This is a genomic window from Caproicibacterium sp. BJN0003 (genome assembly GCF_026314295.1).
GTDB lineage: Bacteria > Bacillota > Clostridia > Oscillospirales > Acutalibacteraceae > Caproicibacterium.
Map to the genome: position 1 here is coordinate 1,693,550 of NZ_CP111108.1, position 20,588 is coordinate 1,714,137.

Below are 20,588 nucleotides of genomic sequence, written 5' to 3' on the forward strand. Positions count from 1 at the left end.
TTATTCCTCGCTTTCTATCAGACTGTATAAGTATTCTGCTCGTTCAAAAGGATCCACTGGCATCTTATTATCTGCCTTTCTCATTTTGAATCGTTCTTTGGGAGGAGGAGAGGTGAAAGCGGCAAGCTCTACCACTCGACCTAAATCCTTTGCACGTTTCTCTCTAACTTCTTCAGCTTTATCAAATATCTCTTTATCAATAATTGCTGGATACTTATCATTTCCAAGGTAGTTGACGTTTTTCAAAATGCGTCCCATCACAGAGTGTGTCTTATCAATACCTGCCTGTTCGCCAGCCACTGTAAGGGATAGTCCTGATATGTATTTCTCAAAGAATACCTTTACTTGACCTGCTGCCTTTTCATCGACAGTAACCACTCCATCTTGAATTCTGTATCCATATGGAATATATGCCATTTATCTCACCACCTTTTCTTTCAGGGAAAGACCGCATTTCAAATTGAATGTCAGCTCATCCCTGGAATTTACAATGATGTTTTCTACAAATTCTTCAAGTAATTCTTCCGTGTAGTCACCTTTAAAACTATCTGCTGACACATAATCAATGAGGTCCTTTATCTCGTTCGCTCGCAAAACACCACTCGTAGAGTTCGTTACAAGGTTTGTTTTTTCAGTTGTAAGATTTTTCATCTCACTATCCAAGACATTACGTTCCTGATTAAAAAGAGCAGGCTCAAGGAAACCTTTGGCCATCAGTGTAATAAGGGTGTTGCGTTCTTCCATTAATTGCTCTACTCGCTTATCAATAGCATCCATTCTTTCACGGTCGATTTCTTCATCAATTTGGCTAATTGATTTGAAAAGTGGCTCTAGGATTAGCTTGTTACTGAAAGCAAGCTTATTCATCATGGTTGTAAATGTGGCTTTGATTTCCCCATCTCGCAAGAACAACATGGAGCAACTCTCTTTGTCTTCGATATGACCGATGCAACTCCAAGCAATGTAACTCCTACCAGCTGAGTAGTTTGTCTTTCTCCTAAAATTGCGACCACATTCTCCACAGACGATCTTGCCACTTAAAGCATATCGGTTGAGATAAACGTTCTTTTTCACGCCCTTACACTTCATCTTGGCTCTTTCATCGATGAGATTTCATCAGTGGGTAGGTTACGGGTTCTACTACCATTTATTTTTGTTGGAGCACATGGAAGACAAAAATATCGTATCAGGTCTTTACCCTCCGTCAGCTTTTGCTTTTCAAGTCCTAGCACTGCACCTACACCTTCTAAAGAAAGAGGAAGTCCCATATAGGCAGACCAAACCATGGAACATTTCCATGAGGAAGGATTTAGATAAGTCCCAGTGGGATAGCCCAAATAACGTGAAAGGCATACTCGCTCAAACTGAGCATTAAATGCCCATTTCGTAATGGTTTCATCGGTTAAGGCATCTAGGATTTCTTTTGGAATCTTTTCTCCATTCATCAAATCGATGACCTTAACTTCATCACCGTCAACCGCATAACCAAACAGCATCACCTCAAAATCATCTGCTTCTACGTAACGATAAACACCACTCTTTTGTAGATTGGTAGATGAATAGGTTTCTATATCAATTTCTAAGTTCTTCATAGCTACCACCTTTCCTAAATGAAAAAAGGTGGCAGAGGTAAGACCTCCACCACCATCAAGTTTTCTATTCCTTTTAGGCAAGGAAGTCATCATCGACAAGAGTCGTAAAATCATCTACTGCAGAAGTCTTACCGCCTAGAGGTTCTCCGTCTCTAATTTTTTGAATGTTACCAAGACCACAAGCTACACCTTTATTACCATTTGAGTTGAAAGCATAGAAGTTAAGAGAAACCCTGCCATAACAACCGCTGTATACCTCACTGCGATCCATGATTGGCTTAACACTTCTGTCAACAATCTGTGGAGCAGTTTTGCTATTCGCATTAATAAAATAATGTCCTTTATAAGCCTCATCATCACGCTCTACATCTCCATCACGCAGCGGTAGTTTAATGGCTGCCTTATTTGGTTTCTTACCACCAAACTTTGCGATACCTTCCTCAATGGCAGCATCAACTGCTGCATGGATGGCATTAATGGTTTCCTTATCATCCTTTGGAATGAGAACGGACACACTGTATTTCTCAGCACCGCCGTTAATAGATACCGGCTCCCATCCGTGGAAGTAAGAGAGCCTTGTGTTTACACCTGTGATAACCTTAGTTTTATTAGTGTTATTTGCCATAATATTTAATCCTCCATAATTTCGTTAAATTCGTTTTTTGCATCTGCTACGTTCATAGCCGGTCTTTTATCCGAGTTGGGAACAAGAGTCGGCTTGCCCGGTGGTTTATAAATGAGGTCACCGAGTATTTCCTCAAATTTGGCTTTACCCATCAGCTTCTGCATCTCTGTCATAGGGATGAGGCTCTTACGGTAAATGTCCTTAAATCCGCTTGCCACAGCTTTTTCTGCGATGGCATCTTCATCTTTGTATTTGCGAACAGAGCGACCTTCCACAACCTTAAAACCATTCCACTCTTTGCCGTGATTCACAGCGGCATCTGTGGCATAGGCTGTTATTTCATTTGCCCATTTAGTAAGGTCGGGAAGAATGAATAAAATCTCTTCTATCTCATTGTCAGTAAGTATCGCTCAGAGTTAAAGAAAGTATCTGACAAGCTTGATGCGCTAAAAAAAGCAAAAAAGCAAGATGTTATATCCTATGGCTCTATAACAACGAAAAAACGTTATAACGAGAATCTCAATGAACTGGAATCATTAAGGGAAGATCTCATAGCTCATACGGCTTCTAATAACTCTAGCTATGTAAATCTTGATTTGGAACAGGCTGATCAGATAAGCGAGATTAAAACACAGCTTAATGTTCTGATGAGGAACAGAACTACAACGAAGACACAGTTAAGTCTTGTAGAAGAAAATCTCTCCAGCAATTCGGAAGTACATCATGGTCCCTATGAAGAGCTAAAGCAATTTTTCCCGGGAGTTAACGTTCGAAAATTATCAGAAATTGAGTCTTTCCATGCAAGGCTAAGCGAAATTTTGATGGCGGAGTACGAGCAGCAAAAAAGTGAGTTGAATAAGAACCTTGAACGATTAAATCAGGAGATTGAAAGTCTAAAAAATCAACTTTCAAAACACGGAGAACCCGCGAACTATTCAACAGCATATTTAAATAAATATAAAGAGTTGAACCGTGCAATCGAACGCCTTGAGGCTCAAAATCGAGATTATCTTTTGGTAGAAGAACTTAACTTGTCAAAGAAGGATTCAAAAGAGCAGCTCCAGAAGGTCGAAGAGGCTGAATTGCGTCGCATTGAAAGTAGTATTAATGAGCAAATGGTTCGTTTCAATGATAGAATTTACGAGAAAAAAAGAAAAGCGCCTGTACTAGACTTAGACAGTGGCACTACGTATGAGTTCTACACGCCTGATGATAGTGGCACAGGTACTTCTTATAAGAGTCTCATTGTATTTGACCTAAGTGTTCTAGAAACTACTAAACTTCCTGCATTGGCACATGATTCTCTACTGTTCAAGAACATAGGTGATGAGCCACTTAATAAGATAATTCAACTTTACACAGAATTTGATAAGCAGATATTTATTGCTTTTGATAAAGATGAATCCTATACAAATGAAACTAGCCAAATTCTCAATAGCACTGCTGTTATTCGATTGAACGAAAATGGCGATGAGTTATTTGGTCGTTCATGGAATATCAAGGAGTAAAAAGCATGGATATTAGCTTGAGTTATAATCGGCTATGGAAATTGTTAATAGATCGAGGAATGACTAAGCAAGATCTTCGAAAGGTTACAGGTCTTAGCTCTGCTTCGATTGCCAAGTTAGGTAAAAGTCAGAATGTCAATACAGATGTGTTACTTAGAATATGTAAAGCACTAGATTGTGATTTGGATGACATTGTTGAAACTGTGCGTAAGTAAAAAATATATTCCTAATGAGTTAGGTGGTGTGAGTGCCACCTCTATTACATAGTAAGACGATTAAGGGAGGTTCTCGTGTCAGAAATTATTACGCTCGATATGAATACACCTTCTGTTCAATATCTCTGTAAAAAAGATAGGCGATTGGCAAAAGTCATCTCAATGGTTGGGAGAATAACATATTCGCCACATGACGATGAAAACATATATTCCTTCTTAGTTCATGAGATTATTGAACAGATGCTCTCTATAAAAGCAGGAGATAAAATTTACAAAAGGCTTGAGGATCTTTGCAATGGCAATGTCACACCAGAGAGTATTTCTAAATTATCAGACGAAGAAATCAGAAGTGCCGGCACGTCAAAAGCAAAAGTTACCTACATCCGTAGCCTAACAAATGCTGTAAGTAATAACGATATTGATTTTCTGGAACTTCAGAAATTGTCAGATACAGAGATAATAAAAAAGCTGACTGCAATCCGTGGGATCGGAAATTGGTCAGCGAAGATGTATTTAATTTTCGTTTTGAATCGCCAGGATGTTTTGCCATTTGAGGATGGTGCATTCTTGCAATCATATCGATGGATGTACAAAACCGAAGATTGCAGCGCTAAAGCGGTGTCATATAAATGCAAAAAATGGAGGCCTTATTCTTCAATTGCTGCGAGATATCTTTATCGTGCATTAGATATGGGGTTCACTAAAGAAGAATTTCACTTGTTTAAATGAGAGGAGCTAGAAAATGGGTATTGTTGATGAAAGAAATGAACGTGTAAAGCAAGTTCTAAACTCGCTGTATAATAAGGCATTAAATAAGAGCCTGTCTATTGATGAAAATGCATATAAGACTTCTTTGGATAAGCTGTTTGCAACAACAGCTTGGGGTTTTAGGGAAATTCTCTTAGTCGTAATTATTGGAATGAGACTTGATAACTCATTCAAGGCCTCAACAGGTCTTTATGATTGCAATCCACGAGCAATTTATGAAGGACCAATTAAAGAATTTCTTATTGAAAGAGAAATACCCCACAGAAAATCTGGCCCCCTTAACGTTGCAAAAGCTACTGTTGGATTGGATATGATTTGGGCAGCACAACGAAGACCCTCCGAGGTTGCTGTACAAGTTGTCAAGCTTGTTGAATACATGGAAAATTCGGAAGAAGGATTTCTTGAAAGGATTAATAATGTAGGGATTTCGCTACTGCGAAGACTAATCGCTGAATCAAATCGCATGGAAGCTCTTTCGGTGGAAATCGAGCCATCAGCCGACCCGGAATTCTTATATTATTTATGCTATGAATTAATTACCAAAACTCCTGATGCTGGAAACACACCACAAAAAATTGCTGCTTCCTTATTGAAAAATTATCATGCATCAATGGAAACAGGCATTGTTGTAACCGGAGAAGAGGATCGTGCGTCTGTAACAAGCACCACAAGTAAAAAACCAGGTGATGTAAATGAAGAATCTTCCGATGGTATCATTTACAAAGTCTACGAAATCACAGTCAAACCTTTTGACTTAGCCAGAATTCGTGATTCATATGATTGTATAATAAAATATAACGAAGCAAATAATAGTGATTTAAATGAAATAATTGTCATCTGTCGTAAGGAAGACTGTTTTATTGATATGAAAAAGAGCGGTCTCCATTCATATCTTGGCAGCTATGCCTATCAAAATATTATGTACTACTACTGGGACATTTATGAGTGGGTTTCTGACACACTGCAACGCATGACTCAAGGAGGGCGTATCGCTTTCTATAATGATTTGAATACATATATTGAAGATATAAACACAGCAGAAAAAGTTAAAAAATTATGGTATGAATTACATCAATAAAGAACACTATTAAAAAGGACTGTGTCCAGAATTAAACACAGTCTTTTTTTAATAGTTGTTTTTGCTCTAAATATCCAACAGCAGCCCTGGCAACTACCTCTGCTAATTTACACGGAACAGCATTACCAATCTGAGTATATATTTTCCCTTTATTACCACAGAATATATAGTCATCTGGAAAGGTTTGAATCCGTGCAGCTTCTCTTATTGTTATACGCCTAAGCCTTGGTGGTGCCTCCTTAAAATCAGGTTCAATTGTTCCTTCTAGCAATCCTTTATGATAAGCAACTACCCAATCTTCATCTGCATCACCATAAAGGTATTCCTCATCCACAAAAGGAGTTTTATTTCCTCCCATGGAGGCAGGTAGCGTATTGGCATATCCATTTATATCAATCGGTCTACCTTGTCCGTTAAAATACATACCGGCATAAGGAGACTTTCTCATAACTGGTCGAGTAGCAAATGTAATTTTTGCCGTACAAGTAATCGGATTGGATTTCGTTCCAGCACGTCCAAGTGACTGCAAAATTTCTTTAATAATTGGAGCCTTATGCTTCTGTTCCTCTATAAGATTGGTCATATTATATTCGAAGAATGGGTCTTCATTACCTTTAATTCCAATGAAAAAAACTCTCTCTCTTTTTTGTGGCACCCCATACTCAGTTGCATTCAAAATAAATGGAGCGCATAAGTATCCGATTTGACTAGCTCTATCTAAGTATTTCTTCCTTACAGCACCCCACTTATCCAAGACCCCTAAAGCCTTAACATTTTCCATTACAAACGCTTTAGGTTGTATTTTCTCTACAGCATCAAGGAATGTAAATATTAACTTACTACGCTCATCATTGGGGTCCATCTTACCTGCAACAGAGAATCCTTGGCATGGTGGACCACCAAAAACAAAATCAACATTTTTGAATTTTTCAAGACTGTTGAGAACATTATTTATATCATCATTTACCATTACTCCCTTGGAATGATTGGCATTATATGTTTCTGCAGCCTCTTTCATCAATTCATTTGCAAATACAGCTTTGATGCCAGCTCTTTCAAAGCCAATATCCATGCCTCCCGCTCCGGTAAACAAAGATACAGCAGAATATTCCTTATTCATTATTTGAACCTCCATCTTCTTCATTGTGAATACGTAGAAGCAATGAATCGTCTGAAGAATCCAGATATATATCAAATTTTGTTTTTCCTTTTTCTACCTTCATATTCGAAAGAATGGCTTTAGGCAAGCGAACTCTCATATCTTGCTGCAACACATATGTATCCAAGTATATATATGAATCTGCCATACATTTTCCTCCCCAGTTTAAACTTAGTCTAATTATACCCTATTTTCAGTCTAATATCAAGATTTAATTCGCCAACCATTCTATCAACTCGTAACTTCTTTTACAGTAATTTTATCCACTCGCCACCTTTTTGACAGTAATTTCGTCAACTCGGTAGCCAAAAAGTAATAATGTCCACACAACCTTGTGTTTTTATAGTTTTAGATATGTTCTTACAATAAACAATTCCGTGACCTTGAACCCAGCTTGAATATGAGTTCAAAATCACGGAAATCCCTTTATATCAAGCACTATTATACTCTTATTTTTCAACCCTTGACAGCAATACGACCGTCTCAACGTGGGGTGTTCTTGGGAACATATCGACCGGCTGCAAAGAGCGCAGCGAATATCCAAGCTCCGTAAATAGTTTGAGATCCCTTGCCAACGTAGCAGGATCGCAAGAAACATATACAATACGCTCCGGAGCCATTTTAACTACAGTCCGGATTAATTCTTCTCCACAGCCTTTTCTCGGCGGATCTAAAATCACAACGTCGGGCTGAATTCCTTCCTTCTGCAATTTCTCGGCGGCTTCTGAAGCATCTCCGCAAAAAAAGCGTGCATTCTTAATTTGATTCTGCTCTGCATTGCGACGTGCATCCTCCACAGCAGCCTCTACGATCTCTACTCCGATCACCTGCCGCGCATCTTTTGCCATAGAAAGACCGATTGTTCCAGTCCCACAGTAAAGATCAAGCAATGTCTCTTTTCCAGTCAAAGCGGCCGCTTTTGCCGCCAGATTATATAGTCGTTGTGCCTGTTTGCGATTTACCTGATAAAAGCTTTTCGGCGAAATAGAAAAAGAAAGTCCACATAGCGTATCGGTAATCGAATCTGTCCCACACAACGTTTTCCCTTTCTCGCCCAAAATCACATTGGTTCGATCACGATTAAAGTTAAGCACAATGCTTTTCGTCTCTGGAACCTCGTTTTTTAATAATTCTATCAAAACATCTTCTTTATGAATCTTGCTGCCATTAATTACAAGGCAAACCATCAGATCTCCTGTAGACATTGCGCTGCGCAAATATAAATGACGTAAAGTTCCTTTTCCCGTTTTTTCGTCATAAATCGTATCTTTTGAGATGCTTTGCCATTTTTTCACCGCCTGCATTGCACGAAAAAAAGATTCCGGCTGCAACAAGCACTGATCACAAGGAACGATTCTGTGACTATGCACCGCATAAAATCCAAATACCAAATTTCCATTTGCATCTGCCTGAAGCGGAATCTGTGCTTTATTTCGATAGTGAATGCAATCCGGTGACGGCAAAATTTCAGCAACTGGAAAATTGATTCCTCCAATTCGGCTAACTGCATCCTGCACTCGTTCTTGTTTTGCCCACAATTCTTCCTGATAGGTAAGATGACGAAAAACACAGCCTCCGCATTGAGCAGACACCGAACAATCCGGTTCAATACGAGCTGGAGACGGTTCCAAAATTTTTTCAATCCGCCCAAACGCATATGTTTTAAGCCGTTTGACGACTCGTACCTGAAGGACATCTCCTCTGGCAGCTCCAAAAACAAAAACTGGCAGCCCTTCGGCTCGGCCAACGCCACTCCCCTGTGCTGTATATCCTGTAATTGTTAACTTTACAATATCATTCTTTTTTAATTCCAAAAATTTTTTCTTCCTTTCCATGATTTTGTTTTCTGCATGTATGTTTATTTTTCCTGCAAATTGATCCACAAATTTTTTCGCTAAGAGAAAACGTTTTCTCAAAAGTCTGTCTTTAAAATTTTTGAAGAAATTTTTTCTAATAAGTAAAATTTCATATTTCGTTAATTATTACTAAAACATTCCTGCTAAAATTAGCGTTTTGTATAAATTGGAGATTGTGAAAAATCGTTAAAAAAGGCGTTGACACAACATTTTTGCATGTTATAATAAAAACAGAAAGAAAAATATTTCACAAACTTTTGATGATAAGTCTTACAGCCAGACGGCTGTGAACCTTTTCAATACAACTCCTCCCCAAAAAAGGCAAGAATGGTTTTCCGTTCTTGTCTTTTTTCTTGCTTTGTGCAAGATTTTTTATTACATATGCAAAATGACGTTCTTTTTAAACTGCTGATTAAATTTTCACAAGTTCTTGTCCAATATTTGGAGTCTTTCATTTATTTTATTATAATCACTTTCTTCGGCTTCGTCTATGCTTTCTCTGATTTTCTATTGACCCTAATACAAAATCTTTCTATAATAAGAGAGGCCTTTTTCGGCCTTACAGAAAGGATGTTTACTCTATGGTACAAGAATTGACGATAAAATCACTGTTAGATCTTTCTCATACATTGGCAGCGCCTCTTCTACAGAAATTTCAATATCCATGGGAAGCACTGGATGAGATCGATTCCTTCATCTTAGCACTCGGTCCTACTCTTCCGAAAGAAGAGTATGAACAGCGGGGAGAAAATATTTGGATCGCAAAATCCACCAAAATCTATCCTAATAATTACATCTCAGGGCCCTGCATTATTGGTCCGGAAACTGAAGTGCGTCCAGGCGCTTTTATTCGTAAAGATGCACTTGTCGGAAGTCACTGCGTAGTTGGAAATTCTACCGAACTAAAAAATGTGATTCTTTTTGACAATGTGCAGGTTCCTCATTATAACTATGTTGGCGATTCGATTCTCGGATTTCACAGTCATATGGGCGCAGGTTCCATTACCAGCAATGTAAAATCAGACAAAACATTAGTTGTAGTTCATGGCCCCCAGGCCATCCCTACCGGAAGAAAAAAGTTCGGCGCGATTCTCGGTGATCGAGTCGAAGTGGGCTGCAATTCTGTTCTGAACCCGGGTACTGTGATTGGCCGTGACAGCAATGTTTATCCTGTCAGTTGTGTGCGGGGATTTATTCCACAGAATAGTATTTTCAAGTGTGCAGATCATATTGTTACAAAACATGCAGAGGATTCTTCACATGTATAAAGCCTGCATCTTTGACTTGGATGGAACCCTTTTAAATACTTTATTTTCTATTGCAGAATTTTCCAATGAAGCACTTGAAGCCTGCCATTACACGACAATTCCTCCGGAAGATTTTCGAAAGATTGTGGGAAACGGCACTGTGATACAAATTGAGCGTATGCTAAACCACGTAAAACCAGAAGGCCATACAAAAGAAGAGGCTGCCCATCTTCGCCATATTTATGAATTCCTCTATGCTTCTGACCCTTGCCGCAAAATTGCAGACTATCCGGGGATCAAAGAACTCCTAAAGGAACTGAAGGTACGTTCCTTTCCGACAGCAGTTCTTTCCAACAAACCAGATGCATGGGTACAAAAAATCATTGCAAACTGTTTTCCAGCGCAGACATTTACAGTTTGCTGCGGCCAGCAAGATGGGATTCCCAGAAAGCCCGCGCCGGACGGTGCGCTCAAAATTGCAGAAGCATTTCACTTAGCCCCCAAAGAAATTCTCTATATCGGCGACACAAACACCGATATGCAAACCGGTACAGCAGCAGGGATGGATACAGCCGGTGCGCTTTGGGGATTTCGTGATGCCAAAGAACTTTCCCAAAATCATGCAGTCTACCTAGTAAAAAGTCCTTTAGATCTTTTACCGATTATCACTCAAACATAACATTAAAAAGCGGCAAAGCCTTTCCATTTAGGCTTTGCCGCTTTTTTAGAAAATTTCCAAAAATATAAGTAATTATAATAATAATGAAAATAATAAAAAATTCATTTTCCCTCATCGATCATTTTTTCAAATTTGTAGCAGCTTGCATCAAACCACTGGCCACTCGTCCAGCTGACTGATAGCCATACTGAGAAGTATTCTCAACTACTACAACAAATGCATACGGTGTGCTGTCATTTTGAGAAAATCCGACCATCCAGCCGTTATTTTGTTTATTCTCTCCGAGTTCTGCCGTACCAGTCTTAGCGCAAACCTGCATCCCAGCAGGGAACATCTTATCACCATAATAATTCTGCACATTCCAGCGCAAGTAGGCTTTTACACGATCGGCAATCGTACTGGACATCATGGACTCCCCCGAATTGCCAATCAGATCAGGAAGACCGGAAGTCTTGATAAAATGCGGTGTCACTGCATTTCCGCCATTCGCAATCGCTCCCAGAATTCTTGCCATATGGCATGGATTCACGGTATCCGTATACTGTCCTACGCCAGACCAGCCCAGCTGATTTTCGCTGGCAGAACTAACATCAAAGCTGCTCTTTGCAGTTGGGATCCCATCCACTTCAAAACTCTTGTTAAATCCCAATTGTTCTGCTGTTTTTGTCATCGTATTGGCACCGAGGTTGATAGACAGATGTGCAAATGCAATATTACAGCTATTGGCAAGTGCCTGCTGAAAATTCTGATCTCCATGTACTTCGGTACAAGTAATCGGCGATCCTCCAATCACTTCAGATCCATCGCAATGAAAACTCTGACTGTCCAAATCCGGCATGTTTTCACTAGCCGCCACTGTCGTAATAATCTTAAAAATAGATCCCGGAGTCAAAGCACCTGAAAGTACTTTATTTACATAAGCGCCATCATAAGCAGCATTTGTACCAATATCCTGTGGCGGATTCTGTGGATCAAATCCGGGGTTACTCACCATAGAAAGGATTTCTCCTGTCTTCCAGTTATAAATCATCGCAGCACCTTTTTGCCCATTCATAAGTTCATAGGCGGTTTTATTTAAGCTGCTGTCAAGCGTAAGCGTTACATCACCCGTCGTTTTTAATCCAAAAGGCGTGCCAAGACCAGTAATTAGATTATAACCGGTTAACCGACTGCGCATGGCAGTCTGCACCCCGGTAGAAATATTTCCTTCCGTATCTCCTACTGCATGCAGCATACTGCACCGAATTTCTTTGTCACTATTATAAAGGCGCTCCCCATTTTGGCTATAGGCAAGCAATACCCCATTGCGATCATAAACACGCCCGGTAGAATCGCTGCCTGCCTGTGCTGTTGCAAGTTTATTGACAGGATTCGTTGCCCACGAAGAAGCACTTGTAAAATATTCGAATAAAAAAAATCCAAGACAGCCGATAAAGGCAGCGATAATAAAATACAAAATAAAAGAACGTTTACGGGTTACATTCATTAATCACCGTCTCCCTTCACCGCTCTGCGCGGCCGATATTCCGGCGCTTCTCTAATAGGCTGCGAAACCGGGACACTGCCCCGACGGCGACCTGCATAAGTACGCTCATCACTTGCCTTTAAAAACGCAAGCATTCCCCAACAGCTGATCATGCTGCTGCCGCCTGCGCTGATAAAAGGCAGCGTTACACCGGTAAACGGCAAAACATCTGTACTGCCAAAAACATTCAGCATCGCCTGAAACAAAAGTATTCCAGCCGCCGCACAAGAAGAAATTGAATAAAAAGTACTGCGGCTGCGGCTGACATCTCCACGCACATAAAAAGTCAATAAAATCAAACCGATCAAAATGACAATCGCCAAAACGATTCCAAGTTCTTCACAGACCATGTCAAAAACTAGGTCACTGTTGGCAGCAAAAAGCATATTGGATTTTCCGGTCATAGGCCCGGTACCAGCACCCATTCCGCCGTTTCCGATCCCCAGACCGAAAAGCCCTCCGCCAGCACCATAGCTCATTCCGCGGGACTGCTGATATCCGACATTCTGAGTATCCTCCCAAACATGTCTCCAACCGTCAAAACGACTGGCAACATGAGGCATCATCTGCAAAACGAGCAATCCCCCAAGGCCGGCAGCAGAAATTGCTAAAGCGACTGTACGAACACTTCCGGAACGCATAAAAGAAATGATTAAGAAGGTCACAAAAAAGATCACTGCGGTTCCCAAATCTTTCATAAGGAAAAGTGCACCCATGCAGATAGCGGAAAAGCCGATAAATCCAGCCAAATTTCGTTTTGTCTGTAAGCGGTCTAGTGTTGCAGCACCGGCAAAAATAAAAGCGAGCTTGACAAATTCGCTGGGCTGAATGCTGGCTCCGCCAATACTGATCCAGTTTTTAGAACCATAAGTAGAATGTGCAAGCAAAAGGTTCAACGCCAACAATCCGACTGCCGCAACAGTAACCGGAATTCTCCACTTTGTAGTACGTTCCAGATCCTTCATAAACCAAACCATAACACAGAAAAGAATCACACCTATTATCATGGTAATCATCTGTGTATAGGTTACTTTCATACTGGCCCAATGAAAAAGGGTGGTAGCGCTCGGCAAAGCTTCTCCCTCATCCAGTTCCAAACGCTGTCCGGACAATAGAGCTAGTCCAATTCCAGAAAATAGAAACCCGATTGTTTCAATTTCAAAGCTTACGCGGCTAAGGATCCTGCGGGAATAAAAATAAAGTCCCCATTCTACAATCAAAAGCACTACAAATGGCAAAACCGGCAGCAACGAAAGCTCTCCAGAGCCATAGCAGGCCTGCGAAAAAAGCAGGATCTGAATCAAAGTTGTTGTGAGAAGCAAGCCTGCCGGAGATGGTGTTTTTGCCTGCTGATGACGTCCGGGACGTGCCTGAGGCTTTACATCGGTCACTCTTTTTAAAATTAAAGAGGTTGCACCCACTTTAATGGTATCTCCGGGACGTACACTCATAGATCCCTTGATTTTTTTACCATTCAAAAAGGTACCGGATTTGCTTTCAGTATCTACAATCGTCCAACCGGATTCCCGACGCATCAGGACGGCATGATCCCGACTGATGGTATCATCCGGAATCCGAATATCACAACTTTTACTTCGTCCAATGCTGTTTTCCCAATAGAGAACCGGTATCATAACACCAGAAGCTGCATCTTTCAAAAAGACTACCGGTTCTTCTCTTCTGCGCCCTGCACGCATAGAAGCATAACAGCGTAAAATCACCAAAAGTGACAGAATTGGGATAATAATGCGAAAAATAAAGAAGACCAGATTGGGTACAGATTTCAGTACGGTTAGTACTTGCTCCAAGTCTTCCCCTCCTTTCGGGATAAAATAAAATTTTTAATTTAATAAAGAAAAGGAATCCAAGCGACAAAAATTGCCAGCTTCGATTCCTTAAGTATAGCCTGAATTTCATAAAATGTAAAGATTACGCCTTTTCGTTTTCAATCAAAAACAGCCGATTGCCTTTTGAAACTGCGGCAAAAGTGGTTCGAACAAAACTCCATAACGGGGGTCTGTTCCTGCTTCCCATGTTGTACGAATACTGAGAGACGTAAAATCGACTGCTGCCTGTAAAGCTCCTTCAAACGAGATGCGGTTTAAAATTCCCGCTAAAAGAGACGCTGCTAAAAGATCTCCTGTTCCGTGATAATTCCCCTGAATTTTTGGTGCCAGTGCATAGCTAAACTTTCCTGTATCACGGTCAAATCCTGCTGCTCCTAAAAGTGCCGGTGCAAACCAAACGCCGGTCAAAACCACTTTACGCGGTCCCAAATCTGAAAGGCGTCTTAACTGGGATTCAATTTCTGCCCGCACACAAGGTTTTTCCTCATAGGGTTCCTGAAGAAGGAAAGCGGATTCGGTGCGATTGGGAACAATTAAATCCGCAGCAGAACAAAGTTCTGCAGTTTCTTCTGCCATTTTTTTCGTATAAGTCTGATAAAGCGCACCATGATCTGCCATTGCAGGATCAACCAATATAAAAGTCTTCGGCCCAGAAAACGTCTGCAAAAATTCTTTGACCACAGAAATTTGTTTTTCACTGCCTAAGAATCCTACATAAATTGCATCAAAAGTCAAACCAAGCTGTTTCCACTGCTTTAAAAATCCCTCCATGGCCTCCGTGAGATCTTGATGCCAAACGCCCGGCAAACCACCGGTATGGCTGGAAAAAACAGCGGTTGGAATCGGACAGGCCTCAATTCCGGCTGCACTCAGAACCGGCAGAACAATACTCAACGAGCAACGGCCGAAGCCGGAAAGATCATGAATTGCTGCTACACGCGGTTGTTTTTTCATAGAATCACCCTCTATACAGTTTCTGTTCATCATACAGGATTCTTTTCTGTGGTTCAAGGAGAATTTTGTAAAACCAAAAAATTTTTATACACCCATTCTTCTTTTCTCTTCTAGTGCTGTAAATTCGGTAAATTTCGCACTGTCTTCGCCGGTTTTTTATCCGACTGTGCCATAAAGAATTCTCTTCTTTAAAAGCAAAAGATCAGAAGTCGTCACCGTTCCGTCTCTGTCCAGGTCAGCGGCACGACGTTGAAGATCGTTAAATGAATCATAGGCAAGCGCCGGATAAAATACTTTGAGCGATTTGGAATCCGGCCTTCCGGAGCCTGTCAGATCCCCCAAAATAACCGCGGTTATCGTTTTTTGTTGCCCTTCGCTGTCTAAAAATGAAATTTGATCTCCTGTTACAACGGCGCCTTCAGAAACATCATATCCCGACTTCGTAAGAACTTCCACATCTTTATTTTTTCTAACGCGATTAAATGTCTCTTTTAACTGACTGACCGTAATCGGTTCATCAAAAATATAATAATCTTCATCTTCGGTATTGGTCTGTGGGCTTGCTGAAGAAATAGGCAATGAAGGACTCGACTCAGGTTTAGAGCTGACCACCTCGGATGAAGATTCGGCAGAACTCTCAAAAGGTTCAGAAATCTCTGACGTCTCATCCGGAAGAGGAACTCCTATAGAGGCCTGTGGTTTCTCATGCGTCCTCATCAACACTGGTTCCTTTCCCCACGAAAGTTCATAGTTAAGAATTGATGCACGCTTTCCATAATAGCGCAAAATCATCTTATTGATTTCGGAATTGAAATACAGGTCACTGCACTTTATAGAGTCTTCCGGCAAAAAGCCGCTCCATTCGCATGTCTCTCCAGAGGAAAGAGAAACTGCTTCTACCCTGAGCGAATAATCTTTTTCAAAGCCAACAAAGACAGTCTTGTCAGCCTGAACGGCACCAAATAAATAGCTTCCTTCCAATTCCATCGGTGTTGTTCCTTTGCTGAGTTTTCCAGAATCCTCCACAAGAGCAAGTCTCGTTTTCTGCCCATCTGTACTGAAGATTACCCATTGACTGCCAAGTGGAAAAGCCATTCGATTTTGTTTAAATGCCGCCTCATCTGAAATTTTTGTCGGTGCCGTTTTTTCAGCGCCGTGAATCTGATACTGCCACACTCCGATCAAAACAACTGCCAATATAAAAGTTAATACCGTTCCAATTAAAATCTTTCGCTTTTTTCGCAAACACTCTTTTCCCATAAGCTCCGCGCCTCTATTTTTTTAAATTACCTTAATTATAGCAAATTTTTTGAAAAAGTTAAGGGAAAAAGTAATTTTTTGTAAAAAAGTACTATTTTTAATAGAATTTAGTCGAAAGTTAAAATTATAAGGCTCGGATTCTTTATCAAAAAATCCCGAAAGCAAAAAGGTTTTTCCTTTTCACAATCGGGATTTTTATTTTTTACAAAGGTGATTTTTTTACAGGGTTCCAAAGATACGGTCTCCTGCATCTCCAAGACCCGGAACAATATATCCATGATCATTGAGGTGATCATCCACTGCTGCACAATAAAGCTGCACATCCGGATGTGCTTCGGTAAATGCCTTAAGGCCTTCCGGCGCTGCAATAATGCACATGAATTTAATGCTCTTAGGATTGCTGCGCTTGATAATGGTCACTGCATCAATTCCGGAACCGCCTGTCGCCAGCATGGGATCCAGTACAATGACATCACGTTCTTCAATATCATGGGGCAGTTTGCTGTAATATTCTACCGGCTGCAGTGTCTTCGGGTCACGATAAAGACCAATATGTCCAACCTTCGCCGCAGGAACCATCTCCAGAACGCCTTCCACCATTCCAAGACCTGCACGCAGAATCGGAATGAAAGCAAGTTTACGTCCTGCGATAACCTTTGTATGTGCAACTGCAACAGGAGTCTCTGTATCGACCTCCTCCAGAGGAAGATCCCGTGTTGCTTCATAGCACTCCAGCATGGCAATCTCGCTGACCAACTGACGAAACTCCTTTGAGCCCGTATTCTTGTCTCTTAAGAATGTGAGCTTATGCTGGATCAGCGGATGATCCATGATGAAAACCTGTTTGTCCATTTTTAAATGACCTCCATATTCTTTTTATATCTTACAGCTTATTCTGTTCGATTGCAGTAATTTGATCTAAACGGCGCTGATGGCGTCCACCTTCAAACGGCGTTTCCAAATAAATCTTAGTGAGTTCTACCGCTTTTTTCCCGTCAATCACACGGCCACCCATGCAAAGGCAGTTACAGTTATTATGGCGGCGGGTCATCTCTGCACAAAACTCATTATCACATGCAGAGGCACGAACACCATTTACCTTATTAGCGGAAATTGACATTCCAATGCCGGTTCCGCAGCAGAGGATTCCTTTTTCGCATTCTCCACCAGCTACCGCATGCGCTACCTTTGCGGCAATAGGGGGATAATCCACACTTTCTTCACTGTGGGTTCCAAAATCCTGATAAGCAATATTTTGACTGTCCAAATACGCTTTCACAGCTTCTTTGATCTGAAATCCGCCATGATCAGCTCCGATTGCAATCATGAATTTTTATACTCCTTTTTCCTTATCAAACTTTTTTATTCTTTAGGCGCAAACTGCGCTCTGCTTGAGGCGACCGCAGATAAATTGGCTGCAGTTCCCGGGCTGTCACCGTTTCACCGCGTAAAAACTTTTCTGCTGCTACCCGCGCTACCCCAGATGCTCTCTGATATTGAATTGGTTCCGGGGAAAGGCACGCATTAATTTCGATAAACTCCGGCGATTTTGCACAAAGTTGTGCACCATCTCCAACTAGGATCAATGGTTCCGACAGTCCGGCGCATTCTTCTGCCAGTTCTTTAATGGATAAAGCGCGATCTTCACAAAGGCGCCGTACTTTTCCATCTTCAATGGAAAACAGAGCATTGTAAACCTGCCCGCAGCGAGCATCCATTACACAGCATGCCGTACAGGGCAATACCAAAAGATTTTGTGCCATCGCTTCGAGCGTTGAAACAGAAATACATGGTTTTCCAGTTGCCATAGCGATTCCCTTGATGCTGGAAACCGCAATGCGCACCCCGGTAAAAGATCCGGGGCCAGCAGAAACTGCAAATGCGTCGATTTCAGAAAGCGGAATCTTGGTATACTGCAAAACGCCGTCAATCATCGGCATCAAGGTCTGGCTATGAGTCAAACGCGTATTGATATAATTTTCTCCGAGTACCTTTCCTTCTTCCCAGACACAGGCAGAAGCTGCCCCTGCAGAAGCATCAATTGCCAACAATTTCACAGAATCACAGCCCTTCTATTGTAAAAATACGATCATTCTCTTTTTCTCCGGGTTCAATCGTAATCCGCACTGCAGTTTCCGGCAGCGCTGCCTCGATATTTTCACTCCACTCAATAATCAGCACACCACCCGACTCGAGATAATCAAAATATCCGGTAGAAGAAAGATCGTCCCAGCCATCCACCCGATACATATCAAAATGATAGACGGGGAATCTTCCCTCATAACAATGCACCAATGCAAAAGTGGGGCTGCAAACACCGCTTGTAATTCCAAGCCCTGCACAAACACCCCGCGTAAATGCAGTTTTTCCCATTCCCATCGGTCCAAAAAGAGCAAGCACCTCTCCGCCTTTTAATTGTTCTGCAATTCGGCGTCCAAATGCTTCGGTCTCCTCCGGGGAATGACTTAAAAAGGGTTTCATTAGAACAATCCCTCAATTTTTCCATTTTTTGCAACATCGATCTTTAAAGCAGCAGGTGCTTTCGGCAATCCGGGCATTGTCATGATATCCCCCGCATAGGCCACAACAAATCCGGCACCGCTGGAAATCTTCAGATCACGGATCGTAATCCGAAATCCCTGCGGGCGTCCCAGCAGAGACGCGTCGTCAGAGAGGCTGTACTGCGTCTTTGCAATGCAGACCGGCATTTTGTCTCCGCCAAGATTTTTAATCTCCGCAAGAGACTTTTTCGCCTGCTTAGAATAGGAAACTCCATCTGCCCCATAGATTTCTTTTGCAATCGTCTCAATTTTTTCCTCGACAGAAAGATTTTCCTCATAAATGGGATGAAAATCAGAAGGCTTTTCACAGGCAGAAACCACCTTTTCTGCCAGAGCTCGTCCGCCTTCTCCGCCTTTTGCAAAGACTTCGGACAGAGCAAAATCCGCTCCATTCTCTTTACAGAACTGCTCAATATAAGAGAGCTCATCCTCCGGATCTGTGAGGAACCGGTTGATCGCAACCACCACCGGCACGCCATACTTTCTCATGTTTTCAATATGCTTGCCAAGGTTGACGATTCCTTTTTTAAGTGCTTCCAAATTTGGCTTAGAGGTATCTGTCTTTGGCACTCCGCCATTATATTTCAGTGCGCGGTCGGTTGCCACCAGCACAATACAGGAAGGATGAAGCCCCCCAAGACGGCATTTAATATCCATAAACTTCTCAGCCCCAAGGTCACTGCCGAATCCTGCCTCTGTAATGCAGTAATCTGCAAGTTTCAATGCAATTCTAGTTGCACGCACGCTGTTGCAGCCGTGTGCAATATTTGCGAATGGACCACCATGCATGATTGCCGGAGTATTTTCGAGCGTCTGCACCAGATTGGGGTTAATTGCGTCTTTAAGAAGTGCCGTCATTGCCCCTTCGGCATGAAGATCCCCTGCATAAACCGGTTTGCCGTCAAACGTATAGGCAACTAGAATTTTAGAAAGTCTCTCCTTGAGATCCATCAAATCTTTTGCCAGACAGAAAATCGCCATGACTTCACTTGCAACGGTAATACAGAAATGATCTTCGCGCGGAACGCCGTTGATTTTGCCGCCCAAACCGATCACAACATTACGCAAAGCACGGTCATTCATATCCATGCAGCGTGTAATCAAGATTCTTCTGGAATCGATTCCAAGCTGATTTCCTTGGTGCATATGGTTATCCAGCATCGCGCAGAGCAGATTATTGGCCGCAGTAATAGCGTGCATATCACCGGTAAAATGGAGATTGATATCCTCCATCGGTACAACTTGTGCATAGCCGCCTCCGGCAGCGCCGCCCTTAATTCCAAAAACCGGGCCCAGACTCGGTTCCCGCAGCGCGATGATCGCATTTTTTCCGATCTTAGCCATTGCTTCCCCAAGACCTGCCGTTGTAGTTGTCTTTCCTTCTCCTGCCGGTGTCGGGTTGATAGCGGTTACCAAAACCAGTTTTCCATCTGTTTTTCCCTGTAAACGGTCAAAAAGGGACTGGTTGAGCTTGGCTTTATATCGGCCATATGGCTCCAGTTCCTCTTCGTGAATTCCAAGGTTTGCAGCAATTTTTGCAATCGGCTGCATTTTCGTTTGCTGTGCAATTTCAATGTCACTCAGCATAAGTTATCCTCCAAAAATTCAATTTTTATGAAATCGTTACGTTCCCGATCTCATGTGCGGAAAAGCTCCACAAATCATTTAGAATTATTATAACACACTTTATTGCCCTGGAAAAGCGCTTTTTCTT

Annotated in this window: 22 protein-coding genes and 1 pseudogene; 6 read left to right on the plus strand and 17 right to left on the minus strand. The window is 41.7% G+C overall.

The annotated features are described in order from the left end of the window. The 5 genes and pseudogenes from OP489_RS08335 to OP489_RS08355 form a co-directional block, all read right to left on the minus strand. Positions 1–417, minus strand: coding sequence for a recombinase (locus tag OP489_RS08335; RefSeq protein WP_266161503.1), 417 nt, complete (start codon positions 415–417; stop codon positions 1–3). Then, the gene (locus OP489_RS08340; RefSeq protein WP_266161504.1) at positions 418–1,074 is read right to left on the minus strand and encodes a zinc ribbon domain-containing protein; all 657 of its coding nucleotides are present in this window, start codon (positions 1,072–1,074) and stop codon (positions 418–420) included. Positions 1,075–1,121: 47 nt separating this feature from the next. Next, positions 1,122–1,592, minus strand: a pseudogene (locus OP489_RS08345) (hypothetical protein); the annotation flags it as partial. Positions 1,593–1,665: 73 nt separating this feature from the next. Further along, entirely contained in the window at positions 1,666–2,217 is a 552-nt protein-coding gene (locus tag OP489_RS08350; protein WP_266161505.1) for a DUF2815 family protein, read from the minus strand. A 5-nt stretch (positions 2,218–2,222) separates the two neighbouring features. After that, positions 2,223–2,624: a DUF2800 domain-containing protein gene (locus OP489_RS08355; protein ID WP_266163508.1), complete on the minus strand. Its 402-nt coding sequence runs from the start codon at positions 2,622–2,624 to the stop codon at positions 2,223–2,225. Positions 2,625–2,813: 189 nt separating this feature from the next. On the opposite strand from OP489_RS08355, the gene OP489_RS08360 reads away from it, so the two are divergent. The 4 genes from OP489_RS08360 to OP489_RS08375 all read left to right on the plus strand — a co-directional run bounded on the left by OP489_RS08360 (position 2,814) and on the right by OP489_RS08375 (position 5,786). Beyond that, the gene (locus tag OP489_RS08360) at positions 2,814–3,725 is read left to right on the plus strand and encodes a DUF2326 domain-containing protein (RefSeq protein WP_266161507.1); all 912 of its coding nucleotides are present in this window, start codon (positions 2,814–2,816) and stop codon (positions 3,723–3,725) included. 11 nt (positions 3,726–3,736) lie between these two features. Further along, positions 3,737–3,940: a helix-turn-helix domain-containing protein gene (locus OP489_RS08365; RefSeq protein WP_266163509.1), complete on the plus strand. Its 204-nt coding sequence runs from the start codon at positions 3,737–3,739 to the stop codon at positions 3,938–3,940. Positions 3,941–4,015: 75 nt separating this feature from the next. Further along, the gene (locus OP489_RS08370) at positions 4,016–4,669 is read left to right on the plus strand and encodes a DNA-3-methyladenine glycosylase family protein (protein ID WP_266161509.1); all 654 of its coding nucleotides are present in this window, start codon (positions 4,016–4,018) and stop codon (positions 4,667–4,669) included. 13 nt (positions 4,670–4,682) lie between these two features. Next, the gene (locus OP489_RS08375) at positions 4,683–5,786 is read left to right on the plus strand and encodes a hypothetical protein (RefSeq protein WP_266161511.1); all 1,104 of its coding nucleotides are present in this window, start codon (positions 4,683–4,685) and stop codon (positions 5,784–5,786) included. Between the two features lie 31 nt (positions 5,787–5,817). Here the strand turns inward: OP489_RS08375 and OP489_RS08380 are convergent, their stop codons facing one another. From OP489_RS08380 to rlmD, 3 genes are all read right to left on the minus strand, one after another. After that, complete coding sequence (locus OP489_RS08380) at positions 5,818–6,906, minus strand: DNA cytosine methyltransferase (RefSeq protein ID WP_266161513.1); 1,089 nt, start codon at positions 6,904–6,906, stop codon at positions 5,818–5,820. After that, positions 6,899–7,093 (minus strand): AbrB/MazE/SpoVT family DNA-binding domain-containing protein, encoded by a 195-nt coding sequence (locus OP489_RS08385; protein WP_266161514.1) that lies wholly within the window; start codon positions 7,091–7,093, stop codon positions 6,899–6,901. The genes OP489_RS08380 and OP489_RS08385 overlap by 8 nt, the downstream gene beginning before the upstream one ends. Before the next feature lie 301 nt (positions 7,094–7,394). After that, a complete protein-coding gene (gene rlmD, locus OP489_RS08390; RefSeq protein WP_266161515.1) occupies positions 7,395–8,759 on the minus strand; it encodes a 23S rRNA (uracil(1939)-C(5))-methyltransferase RlmD in 1,365 nt (454 codons plus the stop codon). Between the two features lie 623 nt (positions 8,760–9,382). Between rlmD and OP489_RS08395 the strand changes: the two genes are divergently transcribed. Together OP489_RS08395 and OP489_RS08400 are read left to right on the plus strand one after the other, a co-directional pair. Beyond that, the gene (locus OP489_RS08395) at positions 9,383–10,069 is read left to right on the plus strand and encodes a UDP-N-acetylglucosamine pyrophosphorylase (RefSeq protein WP_266161517.1); all 687 of its coding nucleotides are present in this window, start codon (positions 9,383–9,385) and stop codon (positions 10,067–10,069) included. Continuing rightward, complete coding sequence (locus tag OP489_RS08400; protein ID WP_266161518.1) at positions 10,062–10,727, plus strand: HAD family hydrolase; 666 nt, start codon at positions 10,062–10,064, stop codon at positions 10,725–10,727. Before OP489_RS08395 ends, OP489_RS08400 begins: the two co-directional genes overlap by 8 nt. A 118-nt stretch (positions 10,728–10,845) precedes the next feature. On the opposite strand, the gene OP489_RS08405 is transcribed toward OP489_RS08400, so the two are convergent. From OP489_RS08405 to OP489_RS08445, 9 genes are all read right to left on the minus strand, one after another. Then, entirely contained in the window at positions 10,846–12,213 is a 1,368-nt protein-coding gene (locus tag OP489_RS08405; protein WP_266161519.1) for a penicillin-binding transpeptidase domain-containing protein, read from the minus strand. Beyond that, positions 12,213–14,060, minus strand: coding sequence for an FtsW/RodA/SpoVE family cell cycle protein (locus tag OP489_RS08410; protein WP_266161520.1), 1,848 nt, complete (start codon positions 14,058–14,060; stop codon positions 12,213–12,215). Before OP489_RS08410 ends, OP489_RS08405 begins: the two co-directional genes overlap by 1 nt. A 141-nt stretch (positions 14,061–14,201) precedes the next feature. Beyond that, positions 14,202–15,053 (minus strand): pyridoxamine kinase, encoded by an 852-nt coding sequence (locus OP489_RS08415; protein ID WP_266161522.1) that lies wholly within the window; start codon positions 15,051–15,053, stop codon positions 14,202–14,204. Between the two features lie 156 nt (positions 15,054–15,209). Then, on the minus strand, positions 15,210–16,313 hold the full coding sequence (locus tag OP489_RS08420; RefSeq protein WP_266161523.1) for a dockerin type I domain-containing protein: 1,104 nt from the start codon (positions 16,311–16,313) through the stop codon (positions 15,210–15,212). Between the two features lie 219 nt (positions 16,314–16,532). Further along, positions 16,533–17,165, minus strand: coding sequence for a uracil phosphoribosyltransferase (upp, locus tag OP489_RS08425; protein ID WP_180340294.1), 633 nt, complete (start codon positions 17,163–17,165; stop codon positions 16,533–16,535). Positions 17,166–17,196: 31 nt separating this feature from the next. Next, positions 17,197–17,640 carry a ribose 5-phosphate isomerase B gene (gene rpiB / locus OP489_RS08430; protein ID WP_266161524.1) on the minus strand — a complete coding sequence of 148 codons (444 nt, stop codon included), beginning with the start codon at positions 17,638–17,640 and terminating at the stop codon, positions 17,197–17,199. Between the two features lie 25 nt (positions 17,641–17,665). Next, the gene (gene tsaB, locus OP489_RS08435) at positions 17,666–18,370 is read right to left on the minus strand and encodes a tRNA (adenosine(37)-N6)-threonylcarbamoyltransferase complex dimerization subunit type 1 TsaB (protein ID WP_266161525.1); all 705 of its coding nucleotides are present in this window, start codon (positions 18,368–18,370) and stop codon (positions 17,666–17,668) included. 4 nt (positions 18,371–18,374) lie between these two features. After that, positions 18,375–18,794, minus strand: coding sequence for a tRNA (adenosine(37)-N6)-threonylcarbamoyltransferase complex ATPase subunit type 1 TsaE (gene tsaE / locus OP489_RS08440; RefSeq protein ID WP_266161526.1), 420 nt, complete (start codon positions 18,792–18,794; stop codon positions 18,375–18,377). Continuing rightward, on the minus strand, positions 18,794–20,461 hold the full coding sequence (locus tag OP489_RS08445) for a formate--tetrahydrofolate ligase (protein WP_266161527.1): 1,668 nt from the start codon (positions 20,459–20,461) through the stop codon (positions 18,794–18,796). Before OP489_RS08445 ends, tsaE begins: the two co-directional genes overlap by 1 nt. Between the last annotated feature and the right edge of the window lie 127 nt (positions 20,462–20,588).